The organism is Planomonospora sp. ID67723 (assembly GCF_015711605.1).
GTDB lineage: Bacteria > Actinomycetota > Actinomycetes > Streptosporangiales > Streptosporangiaceae > Planomonospora_A.
The window spans coordinates 2511106-2524097 of the sequence record NZ_JABTEZ010000001.1 but is presented as its reverse complement, the minus strand read 5'-3'; the positions used below and the strand labels follow the sequence as shown (position 1 = coordinate 2524097).

General features: G+C 72.2%; 12 protein-coding genes. 3 read left to right on the top strand and 9 right to left on the bottom strand.

Annotated features, from left to right (window positions below; genetic code table 11):
• Nucleotides 1-225: 225 nt before the first annotated feature.
• From HS041_RS11760 to HS041_RS11720, 9 genes are all read right to left on the bottom strand, one after another.
• Nucleotides 226-2502, bottom strand: a complete 2277-nt coding sequence (locus HS041_RS11760) for a [protein-PII] uridylyltransferase (protein WP_196440498.1) — start codon at nucleotides 2500-2502, stop codon at nucleotides 226-228.
• Between the two features lie 3 nt (nucleotides 2503-2505).
• Nucleotides 2506-2844: a P-II family nitrogen regulator gene (locus HS041_RS11755; protein ID WP_196440497.1), complete on the bottom strand. Its 339-nt coding sequence runs from the start codon at nucleotides 2842-2844 to the stop codon at nucleotides 2506-2508.
• Nucleotides 2841-4148 (bottom strand): ammonium transporter, encoded by a 1308-nt coding sequence (locus HS041_RS11750; RefSeq protein WP_196440496.1) that lies wholly within the window; start codon nucleotides 4146-4148, stop codon nucleotides 2841-2843. The genes HS041_RS11755 and HS041_RS11750 overlap by 4 nt, the downstream gene beginning before the upstream one ends.
• Nucleotides 4149-4478: 330 nt before the next feature.
• Nucleotides 4479-5417 (bottom strand): sigma-70 family RNA polymerase sigma factor, encoded by a 939-nt coding sequence (locus HS041_RS11745; RefSeq protein WP_196440495.1) that lies wholly within the window; start codon nucleotides 5415-5417, stop codon nucleotides 4479-4481.
• Nucleotides 5418-5621: 204 nt separating this feature from the next.
• A complete protein-coding gene (gene hutI, locus HS041_RS11740) occupies nucleotides 5622-6770 on the bottom strand; it encodes an imidazolonepropionase (RefSeq protein WP_196440494.1) in 1149 nt (382 codons plus the stop codon).
• A gap of 66 nt (nucleotides 6771-6836) precedes the next feature.
• Nucleotides 6837-8189, bottom strand: a complete 1353-nt coding sequence (locus tag HS041_RS11735; protein WP_196440493.1) for a formimidoylglutamate deiminase — start codon at nucleotides 8187-8189, stop codon at nucleotides 6837-6839.
• The gene (locus tag HS041_RS11730; RefSeq protein ID WP_196440893.1) at nucleotides 8177-9445 is read right to left on the bottom strand and encodes an allantoate amidohydrolase; all 1269 of its coding nucleotides are present in this window, start codon (nucleotides 9443-9445) and stop codon (nucleotides 8177-8179) included. Before HS041_RS11730 ends, HS041_RS11735 begins: the two co-directional genes overlap by 13 nt.
• Before the next feature lie 105 nt (nucleotides 9446-9550).
• Entirely contained in the window at nucleotides 9551-10237 is a 687-nt protein-coding gene (locus HS041_RS11725) for an SDR family oxidoreductase (protein ID WP_196440492.1), read from the bottom strand.
• 10 nt (nucleotides 10238-10247) lie between these two features.
• Complete coding sequence (locus HS041_RS11720) at nucleotides 10248-10496, bottom strand: hypothetical protein (RefSeq protein ID WP_196440491.1); 249 nt, start codon at nucleotides 10494-10496, stop codon at nucleotides 10248-10250.
• 119 nt (nucleotides 10497-10615) lie between these two features.
• Here HS041_RS11720 and HS041_RS11715 point away from each other — a divergent pair, with 119 nt between their 5' ends.
• The 3 genes from HS041_RS11715 (at nucleotide 10616) to HS041_RS11705 (ending at nucleotide 12970) form a co-directional block, all read left to right on the top strand.
• Entirely contained in the window at nucleotides 10616-11146 is a 531-nt protein-coding gene (locus tag HS041_RS11715; RefSeq protein ID WP_196440490.1) for a PadR family transcriptional regulator, read from the top strand.
• 84 nt (nucleotides 11147-11230) lie between these two features.
• A complete protein-coding gene (locus HS041_RS11710) occupies nucleotides 11231-12190 on the top strand; it encodes an ATP-binding cassette domain-containing protein (protein WP_196440489.1) in 960 nt (319 codons plus the stop codon).
• Nucleotides 12191-12220: 30 nt separating this feature from the next.
• Nucleotides 12221-12970, top strand: a complete 750-nt coding sequence (locus tag HS041_RS11705; RefSeq protein ID WP_196440488.1) for an ABC transporter permease — start codon at nucleotides 12221-12223, stop codon at nucleotides 12968-12970.
• Nucleotides 12971-12992: the final 22 nt, after the last annotated feature.

The following is a 12992-nucleotide window of genomic DNA, read 5'->3' as shown; positions in this document are numbered from 1 at the left end:
GCACACGCCAGTTGCGCAAACCGAATCGGGCGGCAGGCCGCTTGCCGCGGTCGCGCACCGATGCGTGCTCGCTATCGGTAGGTCCCGTCGTCACCGCTCTCGCTACCCTTCACCATCACGACATAAGTGGTCATCATCAGACCACACACTCACGGGACAGAACCGACAAAACCGACAAAACGGACTTAATCGTTACAGAGGTGACTAGAGACTGATTTCCGATGGTTATCGCAACGCTGTCAGTACTTGATCACGCACCTGTGCACGCTGGGCCTCGTCCGTAAGCGGACGCCCCGCCCTGTCGACCACGTAGAAGACGTCCACCGCCTCTGCGCCGAGAGTCTCGACGCGCGCGGCGCGTACGTCAAGACCACATTCGCCAAATGCTCTGCCAATTCGCCACAATAGCCCCGGTCGGTCGTGAACGCGTACTTCCACCACAGTGGCCGTGGTGGACGCGTCGTCGACCAAGGTCACCCGGGGCGGCGCGACCGGCACCCGCGCGGGCCGCAGGGAACGGGCCCTGCGGGCCAGGCGCTGCTCGATGTCGAGCCTGCCGGCCAGGACCAGACGCAGGTCGGCCTCCAGCGTCGCCGGATCGGGCGGCGTGCCGTACTCCGGGACGACGGAGAACTCGATCACGGCGGTGGACCCCGCGGAGGCCGCGGAGGCGGACCGCACCACCATGCGGTGGGCGGCGAGGACCCCGGCCGCGTGCCAGAGCAGCCCGGCCCGGTCCGGCGCGACCACGGTGACCGCTCCCCCGTTGACCCGGATGGCGCCGCCGCCGTGCCGGGCCAGGGACGCCTGCTCGGCGGAGAGCGAGGGCGCGGGCGGAAGCGGGGTGCCCGACAGCACCGAACGCGTCCGGCGCACCAGGTCGGCGACCAGCGAGGCCTTCCAGGCGTTCCAGGCGGCCGGGCCGGTGGCGTTGCCGTCGGCCACGGCCAGGGCGGCGAGCAGTTCGAGTACCTCCCGCGAGCCGACCGCCTCGGCCACCCGGGAGATCGTCACCGGGTCGTCGAGGTCGCGGCGGGTGGCGGTCTCGGGCAGCAGCAGGTGGTGGCGGACCACGGTCTCCACGGTCTCCACGTCCGCCGGGGGCAGGCCCATCCGGGCGCCGATGTCCCGGGCGACCACCGCTCCGGTGGCGGAGTGGTCACCGGGGTAGCCCTTGCCGATGTCGTGCAGGAGCGCGCAGATGAGCAGCAGGTCGGGACGGGAGACCTCGCGCGTGAACGCGGCGGCCCCGGCCGCGGTCTCGATCAGGTGGCGGTCGACGGTGTAGCGGTGCACCGGGTTGCGCTGCGGGCGGTGCCGTACCCGCTCCCAGTCGGGCAGCAGCCGCACCAGCACGCCCGCCTGGTCCAGTTCCTCCCAGACCGGCACCGCCGCGCGCCCGGCCCCGAGCAGCGCCACCAGCGCGTCCCGCGCCTCGTCCGGCCAGGGAACCGGGAGCGGCGGCGACTGGCTGGCCAGGGCGTTGACGGTGGCGGGGGCGAACGGCAGACCCGCCTCCGCGGCGGCGGCGGCCGCGCGGAGCACGAGCACGGGGTCCTTGCGCGGATTGACGCCGCGGGCGAGCACGACCTCGCCGCCGTGTTCGACGACGCCGTCGGCGAGCGGGCGGCGGCCTCTCGGGGCGGGACCGGACAGCAGCCGGTCCACGGTGCGCCAGGTGGTGTCGAAGGCGTGCGCGATCGTCCGGCCCGCCTCGGCGAGCCTGCGCATGAGCGCCTCGGCGTCGAGCAGGCCCAGGGCCCCGGCGACCGCGTCCTGCTCCTGCAGGACCAGCCGGTCGGAGCCGCGGGCGGTCACCAGGTGCAGGCCGTGCCTGATGTCGAGCAGGAGTTCGTAGGCCTCTCGGACCCGGGGGCCGGGGGCCGAGGCGACCCAGGCCGCGGCCACGGCCTGCATCGCCTGCACGTCGCGCAGGCCGCCGCGGGCGTCCCTCAGGTCGGGTTCGAGCAGGAAGGCCAGTTCCCCGCCGGCCTCGGTACGGCGGTCCGCGGCCTCACGCAGCTCGCCCAGGCGGCGGCGCGAGTCGGCCCGCCACTCGGCGAGCACGATCTCGCGCGCGGCCCGCGTCAGTTCGGGGTCCCCCGCCACGTGCCGGGCCTGGATCAGCCCGAGCACCGCCTTGAGGTCCTCCCGTGCGACTTTGGCGGCCTCGCTCACCGTCCGCACCGAGTGGTCCAGGCCGATACCGGAGTCCCAGACCGGGTACCAGACCCGGTCGGCGACCCGGGCGACGTCCTCGCGGCCGTCGTGGAGCAGGACCAGGTCCAGGTCACTGCCCGGGGCGAGCTCCGAACGCCCCAGGCTGCCCACGGCGACGAGCGCGATCCCGCTCAGGGCCGCGCGCTCGTCCGTTCCTCGCGTTCCCCCGTCGCGCCCGTACGGCGTGCCGCAGGCGGTCCGGAGCAGATCCGTCAGCCAGCGGTCGACGTCCGCGGCCCGCTCCTTGCGGGCCGCGGCGTACGAGCGGGTGTCGCCTCTCACCGGTCAGAGCGCCTCGGGCCCGCGTTCCCCGGTGCGGACCCGGATCACGGTGTCCACCGGGACGGACCAGACCTTGCCGTCACCGATCTTGCCGGTCTGCGCCGCCTTGACGATGACGTCGATCACGTCGTCGGCGTCCTCCTCCTCGGCGAGCACCTCCAGCCGGACCTTGGGGACCAGGTCCACCTGGTACTCGGCGCCCCGGTAGACCTCGGTGTGGCCGCGCTGGCGGCCGTACCCGCTGGCCTCGCTGACCGTCATGCCCTTGACCCCGAACTGCTCCAGGGCCGCCTTCACGTCATCGAGCTTGAAGGGCTTGATGACCGCGGTGATGAGTCTCATGCGTCCACCTTCTTACCAGCCGGAGCCGCAACCGGGCCGTTGGGGGAGGCCACACCCGAGGCGTGGAAGGTGCCCAGGTCGTAGCCGGTCTCGGCGTGCGTGGTGATGTCGATGCCCGCGACCTCGTCCTCGGCGGTGATCCGGAAGCCCATCACCTTGTCGATGATCTTGCCCAGGATGAAGGTCACGATGAACGAGTAGGCGCCGACCGCGACCGGGCCGAGCACCTGCAGCCCGAGCTGGGTCCAGCCGCCTCCGTAGAGCACGCCCTTGTTCTGGCCGTCCAGGAAGGGGTAGGCCGCGACGAAGCCGAGCGCCACGGCGCCGATCACCCCGCCGACCAGGTGCACGCCGACCACGTCGAGCGAGTCGTCGTAGCCGAGCTTGTACTTCAGGCCCACCGCGTAGGCGCAGGCGATGCCCGCGAGCAGGCCGATCGCCATCGCCGCCCAGGGGTCGACGAAGCCGCAGGCCGGGGTGATGGCGACCAGGCCGGCGACCGCGCCGGAGGCGGCGCCCAGGGAGGTGGCGTGGCCGTCGCGGAACTTCTCCACGACGAGCCAGGCGCCCGCCGCGACGGCGGTGGCGATCTGGGTGTTCATGAACGCCAGGCCCGCGGTGCCGTCCGCGGCCAGCTCGGAGCCGGCGTTGAAGCCGAACCAGCCGAACCACAGCAGGCCGGCGCCCAGCAGGACCAGGGTGAGGTTGTGCGGGCGCATCGGCTCCTTGCGCCAGCCGGCGCGCTTGCCGAGCACCAGGGCCAGGGCCAGGGCCGCGGCTCCGGCGTTGATGTGCACGACCGTGCCGCCGGCGAAGTCCTCGATGCCCAGCTCCGTCAGCCAGCCCCCGCCCCACACCCAGTGGGCGACGGGGAAGTAGACGATCGAGGCCCAGACGATGCTGAAGACCACCCAGGCGCCGAACTTGGCCCGGTCGGCGATCGCACCGCTGATGAGCGCCACGGTGATGATGGCGAAGGTCAGCTGGAAGGCGGAGAAGACCATCATCGGGAAGGTGTCGTTGTAGGCGACCTCGTTGACGCCCATCAGCCCGATGTTGTCGAGTCCTCCGACGATCTTGTTGAGGAAACCCTCGCCGTCGACGGGATCGAACGCCAGCGAGTACCCGAAGAGGACCCAGGTGATCGTCACCGTGATGATGCTGACGAACGACATCATCATCATGTTCAGGACGCTCTTGGCCCTGGTCATTCCCCCGTAGAAGAACGCGAGGCCCGGGGTCATGAGCAGCACGAGCGCGGTGCTTATGAGCATCCAGGCAGTGGAGCCGCTATCGATCTTCATTCGACGCGACCCTCCTTCCGATTGGCGTGTGGCCGGTTGCACAAGGCGCAGTAGACGCTTCCAGGGCTCCTTCGACCGGCCGCGCACTGACGTTCCTGCCGGGAGGGCCCGGCCGTTCCCGGCCCGGGCCGCTCTCCCGTACGCCACAGCGTGTTCCCCGGTGGTTTCGGGCCACGACCTTGCGTGTTTCACATCTGTGAATCTCGGCGGAGTGGCGTTTCAGCCTTGTTTCGGATGCCTCACAGCCATGGTTCAGGATGACCGGAAACCGGCCCCGGACATGCGAGAACCCGGCACGGCTCTCCTCGGGGCCGTACCGGGTCCGGAAGGTCAGGCGGCCGTGGCCATCTTGCGCAGCCGGGCCAGGGCGTCGCGCTCGATCCTGCGGGCGCGGTCGCGGCCGATGCCGTAGCGCTCCCCGACCTCGGTGAGCGTGTGCTCGCGGCCGTCCATCAGGCCGTAGCGCCAGCGGAGCATCTCCCGGGTCTGCCCCTCCAGGCCGGTCAGCCACTGCTCCAGGCGCTCGCGCTCCAGGATGTCCATGGCCTGCTGCTCGGGGTCGGCCCACGTCTCGTCGGCGATCATGTCACCGAGCTCGGTCTCGTCCTCGTCGCCCACACCGAGCTGGAGGGAGACCGGGTCGGAGGCCCAGCGGCGCAGCTCGCGGACCCGCTCGATCGGCAGCTCCAGCACCGCCGCCAGGTCGGCGTCGGTCGGCTCGACGTCGAACTCGGCCAGCATGTCCCGGCGGACCCGCATCAGCCGGGTCATCTGCTCTCCGGCGTGGGTGGGCAGCCGGACCGGCCGGGCCTGCTCGTGGATCGCGCGCCCCACGGACTGGCGGATCCACCACGTGGCATAGGTGGAGAACTTGTAACCGCGCCGGTAGTCGAATTTCTCCACCGCGCGCACCAGTCCCAGGTTCCCCTCCTGGACCAGGTCGATGAGCGGCATTCCCCGCCCGGAGTATTTGCGCGCGACCGCCACCACAAGACGTAGATTGGCCTGGATGAATTCGTCCTTGGCCCTTTGTCCGGAAATAGCGAGTCGTTCAAGCTCCTCGTCTGCGGCGTCCGCGATCCGCGGCTCCGTCAGCCCGCCGTCCAGCAACTGCTCCGCGAAGAGGCCGGCCTCGATCCGCTTCGCGAGCTCGACCTCCTCCTCCGCGGTCAGCAGGGGGACCCGCCCGATCTCCGCCAGGTAGGTCCCGAGCAGGTCCCGGTCCGAGACATGCTGCTCCTGCGTGCGATTCCCCGTCGGCCTTGCCATTCGATGGCACCTCGTTCCGCCTGCTTATGACGTCCCGCCCGCTCGCCCAAGGCCCCGCGCGCACGGACACGTCGCTTGCCCAATCAACGCCCGGGCCAGGGCAAAGATTCCCTAAAGAACTACGCCCGCAGAACGGTTTCGTTTTCCTCCTCAAGGAGGATGCCTCCGGCGACGGCGGAATCAGTCGACCGGGCGGAATCCGCCTCAGACGAGGCGGCGGCCCTCCTTCCACACCTGCGTCACCAGGGGTACCCCGGGCCGGTAGGCCAGGTGGACGTAGGACGGAGCCTCCAGGATGACCAGGTCGCCCCGGGAGCCCGGCCGGAGCGTGCCGACGTCCGTGCGGCGCAGCGCCCAGGCCCCGCCCCGGGTGGCGGCCCTGATCGCCTCCAGCGGTGTCATGCCCATCTCCCTTACGGCCAGCGCCAGGCAGAACGGCATGGACGAGGTGAACGAGGAGCCGGGGTTGCAGTCGGTGGCCAGCGCGACGGTCACCCCCGCCTCCAGCAGCCGGCGGGCGTCCGGGTACGGCGAGCGGGTGGAGAACTCCGCACCCGGCAGCAGGGTCGCCACCACCCCGGCCGAGGAGAGCGCCTCGACGTCGGCCTCGGTGAGGTGGGTGCAGTGGTCGGCGGAGGCGGCGCCCAGTTCGGCGGCGAGCTGCACTCCGGGCCCGTGGCCGAGCTGGTTGGCATGGACCCGCGGCAGCAGGCCGGCCTTGATCCCGGCGGACAGGATCTCCCTGGTCTGGTCGGCGTCGAACGCGCCGCGCTCGCAGAAGACGTCCACCCACCTGGCGTACGGCGCGCAGGAGCGGAGCATCTCCCCGGTGACCGTGCGGACGTAGTCGTCGGCGGAGGGGGCGTCCGGGGGGACGACGTGCGCGCCGAGATAGGTCGTCTCCTCGGTGAAACCCCGGGCGATCTCCAGGGAGCGCCGCTCGTCTGCCACCGTGAGGCCGTACCCGCTCTTGATCTCGACCGTGGTCGTGCCCTGGGCGAGCATCTCGGCGACCAGGGCCGCCGTCCGCGCCGCGAGGAGGGCGTCGCTGGCCGCGCGGGTCGCCGCGACCGTGGTGCGGATGCCCCCGGCGGTGTAGCGCTCCCCCGACATGCGCGCGGTGAACTCCGCGGTGCGGTCACCGGCGAAGACCAGGTGGGCGTGGCTGTCCACGAACCCGGGGATCACACAGCGGCCGTCGACGTCCACCCGCTCGTCCGCGCCCGGGTCGTCCCCGGACGGGCCGGTCCACACCACCCGGCCGTCCTCGACGACCAGGGCGGCGTGCTCGATCTCCTCCCGCCCGGGGTCCCCGGTGTACAGCAGGCCGATCCGGTCGAACAGCGTGCTCATCGGTGGTTCACCGCTCCTCGTCCGCCGCGCCGGCGGCCCCGTGCGTTCCGGCGGTCTCCCCCGCCGTCATACTCGCTCCTTGCGCGCTTCGGCGACCGCTCCGGCGATCAGCGCGCCCACGTCGCCCAGGACGTGGCGGCCCTCTGCGACCACCTGCCGCCCGCCCGAGACCACGGAGTGCACGTCGGAGGCGGTGGCGGCGAAGACCACGGTCTCGGCGGCCGGGCCGCCGCCCGCCGTGCGGGCCGAGTCGAGCCGGACCGAGACCAGGTCGGCCCAGGCCCCCGGGCAGAGCGTGCCCGCGTCGGGGAAGCCCAGGGAGGCGTGACCCGCGGCGGTGGCGGCCTGGAGCAGCTCCGCCGCCCGCCAGTGGCCGCGCCGCTCGCTCGCCAGCCGTTCGTTCAGCTCGACCGCGCGGGCCTCCTCGAACAGGTCGACCACCGCGTGGCTGTCGGAGCCGAGCGTGATCGGCGCTCCCGCCTCGAACATGGCCCGCGCGGGGCCGATCCCGTCGGCCAGGTCGCGCTCGGTCGTCGGGCACATGCACACGTACGTCCTGGACTGGCCGAGCAGCGCGATGTCCACCTCGGAGACGTGCGTGGCGTGCACGGCGGTCGAGCGGGGGCCGAGCACGCCGTGCTCGTGCAGGACCTGGACGGGGGTGGCGGAGTACCGCTCCACGCAGGAGGCGTTCTCGGCCCGCTGCTCGGAGACGTGGACGTGCAGCGGGACCGCGTGGTGGTGGGAGAAGGCGACGATCGTGGCCAGGTGCTCGGCGGGAACCGCGCGGACCGAGTGCACGGCCACGCCGATCTCCACGTCGGGCTGCCCGGCGTAGGCGGCGGCGAGCGCCTCCGCCCGCACCGCCCACCGTTCGGCGTCGCCGTCGCCGAAGCGGAGCTGGGGCCCGGCCAGCGGCTCGCCGACCCCGCCGGTCAGGTAACAGGTGTCCAGCAGCGCGATCCGCAGGCCCGCCTGCCGCGCGGCCGCCACGAGCGCGTGGCCCATGGCGTTCGGGTCGTCGTACGGCGTGCCGCCCGGCGCGTGGTGCAGGTAGTGGAACTCCCCGACGCAGGTGATCCCGGCCAGCGCCATCTCGGCGAAGGCCGCCGTGGCCAGCCGGAGGTAGGCGTCGGGGTCGAGCGCCTGGGCCACGCCGTACATCTGCTCGCGCCAGCTCCAGAAACTGCCCTGCTCCGCCTGGGCCATCCCGCGCAGCGCCCGGTGGAAGGCGTGGGAGTGGGCGTTGGCGAGCCCGGGCAGCGTGAGCCCGGCGAGGCGCGTCGCGCCCGGCGGGGGCTCGGCCACGCCGGGTGTGATCGCGGCGATCCGCGAGCCCTCGACCTCGACGAGGACTCCCGCGACCGCCTCGCCCGGCGGCAGCCAGGCCAGCTCGCACCAGTAGGTCAGCTCTGGCACAGGTCCTCCAAAATGGCGGCGAGGGCGGCCACTCCCAGGTGGCAGTCGGACGCCTCCGCATGTTCTTCCGGAGAGTGAGAGATGCCCGTTGGATTGCGGACGAACACCATCGCGCCGGGAACCCCTGCCGCTGCGAGGATTCCGGCGTCGTGCCCGGCGCCGGTCGGCAGCACCGGCACCGGTGCCACCGCTCCCGCCGCCCCGCCGGCCGCGTCCCGAGCACTCCGGGGCGGCCTCCCGCGCCCGTCCGCCGCGTCCGGGGGCGCCGTACGGCGGGCGACCGCCTCCGCGGCGACCAGGGCAAGCCGGTCGCGCAGGACGGCGTCGAAGTCGACGGCCGGGGTCCAGGACTCGTTGCCCACCTCCGCGCCGGAGAACGCGGTCAGCTCGGCGACCAGGGTCCGGACCGCGGTCTCGTCACCGCCTCGGGCGTCGAGCCAGGCGCTGACCAGGCCGGGAACGGCGTTGGCGTTGCCGGGTGAGACGCGGAGCCTGCCGAAGGTGGCCACCACGCCCCCGCGCTCGGCCAGCTCGCGGGCGTGCAGCACGGTCCGGGCGAAGGGCAGCATGGGATCGTCGCGGTCCTGCAGGCGGGTGGTGCCCGCGTGGTTGGCCTGGCCGCGGAAGTCGAACCGCCAGCGGCCGTGCGGCCAGATCGTGCTCGCCACGCCGACCGGGGCACCCGCGTGGACGAGCCCCCGGCCCTGCTCGACGTGGAGCTCCACGAAGACGCCGACGTGCCCGAGGGTCTCGTCGTCCCGGCCGAGCGCGCCGGGGTCGCGTCCGGCCCGGCGGAGCACCTCGGCCATGGAGTCGCCCTCGTCGTCGGTCAGGCCGCGGGCGCGGTCCGGATCGAGCGCCCCGGTGAGCAGCCGGGAGCCCGTGCACGGGACGCCGAACCTGGCGCCCTCCTCATCGGTGAAGCAGGCGATCCCCAGCGGCCTGGCGGGCTCGAAGCCCTTCGCGGCGAGCGCGTCGAGGGCGGCGAAGGCCGACACGATCCCGAGGGGGCCGTCGAAGGCGCCGCCCTGCCGCACCGAGTCGAGGTGACTGCCGGTGACCACCCCCGGGCGGTCCGACGGGTCGCCCCACCAGGCCCACAGGTTGCCGTTGCGGTCCTCGCGCACGGCGAGGCCGCGCCGGGCGGCCTCCTGCCGGAACCACGCACGCAGCTCCAGGTCGGCGGGCGACCAGGCGTCGCGCAGGTAGCCCCGGGTCCGGTCGTCGCGTCCGAGGTGCTCGATGGCACCCCACATCTCGTCGAACACCCCTCCATTATGTGAATGGAGTCATTCATCCGCTACCCGGCCCGTCCCGACCGGCGCAGGCCGCCCCCGGCCGCGGACCGGCGGATGCCGTACTCAGCCGGCGGGCCCCGCCGACGGGCGGAGGGTGATCTCGGTGACGTGGGCGTCCGGGGAGGCGGTCACCGCCGCCAGCACGGCCCTGGCCACCGAGTCCGGACGCAGGTACTTCTCCGGCTGGTAGTCGCCGTTCTCCTGGGCGCGGACCCCGCGCTGCATGTCGGTGTCCACCCGTCCCGGGTAGACCGTGGTCACCCGCAGCCCAGGCTCCTCCAGGCGGAGCACGTCGGCGAAGGCCCGCAGCGCGAACTTGCTCGCGGCGTACGAGGCCCAGGTCGGGTTGGCCCGCTGCCCGGAGCCGGAGTTGACCAGCACGACGTGGCCGCCGACGGCGCGCAGCGCGGGCAGCAGCAGCCGGGTCAGCTCCGCGACCGCGACCACGTTGACCTCCAGGGTGCGCCGCCACACCTCGGCCGGGGTCTCCTCGACCCGCCCCAGTCTCACCACGCCGGCGCTGTGCACGAGCACGTCGAGCCGGTCGAGCCCGGCGACGTCGGCCTCGGTGACGGCGGTCAGCTCCACCGGCCAGGGCCGGGCGCCAGGCAGCTCCACGCAGAGCTTGTCCAGGGCCTCCCGGTCCCGGCCGCCGAGCAGCAGGTCGTGCGTGGGGGCCAGAGCGTGTGCGACGGCGGCCCCGACCCCTCCTGAGGCTCCGGTGACCAGCGCGGTCGGGCGTTCGAACATGCGCCCAAGCCTATTGCCCCGGCCGGAAGACCTCCGGTCCGGGGCGCTCCGGGGTGAGCGCGTAGACGTCGTACGGGTAACGGCGGTCATCCGGCCGGACCCTGGCCTCGCCGGGGGCGGCCTCCGGGATCACGCACCGGTACCGCTCCCCGTCCTGACGGAACCACCAGGGCCTCATCGGCATCTCCAGCCCGGACCGGTGGATCTCCTCCGGCGCCTCCTCCTCCGCGCACCGCCCACCGGGCGGATAGCCGAACACGGTCAGCGGCTCCCACCCGCCCTCCGCCTCACGAACGAAACCGAGCGGGGCGCCGCCGTCGTCACGCCTGATCTCTCACATGATTGACATGGTACGCAAATTTGAATAAAAACTTGAATATGTCCTCTACGCGTGTTCTCCTTCTCGGTGTGCTCCTCGACGGTCCCCTGCACGGATACGAGGTACGGCGCCGCCTGGAGATGTGGGCGGCCGACGGATGGGCCAACGTGGCCTACGGCTCGATCTACCACGGCCTGGGCAAGATGGCGGACGAAGGACTCCTGCACCGCGTGGAGGAGGGGAGAGGCGGCAAGACGCTCTACGAGATCACCGAGGCCGGCCGGGCCGAGTTCATGGTGCGGTTGATGAACCACTGGTGGGAGATCAAACCCATCGTGGACCCCTTCCAGGTCGCGCTGACCTTCATGGACCGCCTCTCCCCCGCCGACCTGGTCGTCGCGATGGAGGCCAGGTCCGCGCAGCTGAAGGCCGCGATCGGGATGCTCGGACGGGCCATCGAAGCCAAGCGCGCCCACGGAGCCCCCCGGCACATCGACGAGATTCTCCGTCTCAACGCGGCTCAGCTGGAGGCCCAGCGGAACTGGATCGGCGACGCCCTCGAACGGGTCAGGCGCGGCGAGCTGCCGTAGCCGCGGCCCGCCGTCCGGAAAACCACTTGCCCTTCCCGCAGGGGGAGGGTTCATGCTCGACATCCCCCGACACACGGAGATAAAATGATCATCGAAGCGCACGGCCTGCGCAAGACCTTCGTCGCCAAGCGCGGGCGGGGCAAGACCGAGGAGGTCGAGGCGGTCCGGGGCATCGACCTGTCGGTCGACGAGGGCGAGATTTTCGCCTGCCTCGGCCCGAACGGCGCGGGCAAGACCACCACCGTCCGGATGCTCGCGACCTTCACCGCCCCCACCTCCGGCACCGCCAGGGTGGCCGGGTTCGACGTGGTGAAGGAGGCCGCCAAGGTCCGGGAGAACATCGGCTACGTCGGCCAGGGCGGCGGGGTCGACGACAACGCCCCCGGCCGGGTGAGCCTGGTGATGGCCGGGCGGATCGCCGGGCTCTCCCGCGCCCAGGCCGCCGCCCGGGCCGACGAGCTGATGGCCTCTTTCAGCCTCGCCGAGATCGCCGACCGGCCGGTGAAGACCCTCTCCGGCGGCCAGAAGCGGCGCTTCTCCCTGGCCATCGGGCTGGTCAACCGGCCGCCGCTGGTCTTCCTGGACGAGCCCACCACCGGCCTCGACCCGCAGAACCGCGCCAACCTCTGGGACGAGATCCGCGCGCTGCGCGACGCGGGCACCAGCGTGCTGCTGACCACCCACTACCTCGACGAGGCCGACGCGCTCTGCGACCGGCTGGTCATCGTCGACCACGGCAAGATCGTCGCCGAGGGCACCCCGGAGAAGCTCAAGAAGGAGGTCTCCGGCGACGTCGTCACGCTCCGCCTCGACGACCTGGAGGGCGCGCGCAAGCTGCTGGCCGCGCAGCCGTACATCACGGAGACCCAGGTGGAGGGAGAGTCGCTGCGCGCCTACCTCGACGACGGCGAGCACAACCTGCCCACGCTGCTGCGCGCGCTGGAGGCCGGGAACCTGGCCATCCGCTCCATCGCGCTCGACCGGGCCACGCTCGACGACGTCTTCCTCAAGCACACCGGCCGCTCCCTGCGCGACGCCGCCTGATCTCTCCCCACCCTCACGAGGAGTCCCCCCATGCTTCGACACACCATGTTGTTCACCGGCTACGAGCTCGGCGTCCTGCGCCGCAACCTGGCCTGGCCGATCATCGGCATCATGCAGCCCATCCTCTATCTGCTGCTGTTCGCCCCGTTGCTGACCAGCATCGCCCCGAACGGGAGCCTCTCGGAGGCGCTGGTCATGTTCACCCCGGCCGCGCTGGTGATGATCGCCCTGTTCGGCTCGATGTTCGCCGGCTTCGGCATGATCAACGAGACCCGGAACGGGGTGCTGGAGCGGCTCGCGGTCAGCCAGGCCTGGCGGCCCGCGATCATCCTCGGCCGGGTGGTCAAGGACATGATCATGCTGGTCCTCCAGTCACTCCTGGTCCTCGGCGTGGCGGCGCTGATGGGGCTGCGGATCAGCCTGACCGCGATGGGCCTCATGCTGCTGCTCATGGCGGTGACCGGCCTGTTCTCCGCCAACCTGTCCTACGGCCTGGCCCTGGCGGTGCGCGACGAGAACGGCATGTCGCAGATCGTGCAGTTCTTCCTGCTCCCGCTGATGCTGCTCTCCGGCCTCATGCTGCCGATGTCGCTGGCTCCCGAGTGGATGCAGACCGTGGCGAAGTTCAACCCGCTCTACTACGCGGTCGAGGCGGGCCGCGCCATGTTCGTGGACGACTTCACCCACAGCACCGTCCCGGTCGCCTTCGGCCTGTTCCTGGTCCTGGGCGTGCTCACCCTGACCTGGTCGGTGCGCTCGCTGCGGAAGCTGGCGGGCTAGCCCGTCCCGCGCCGCCCGGCCG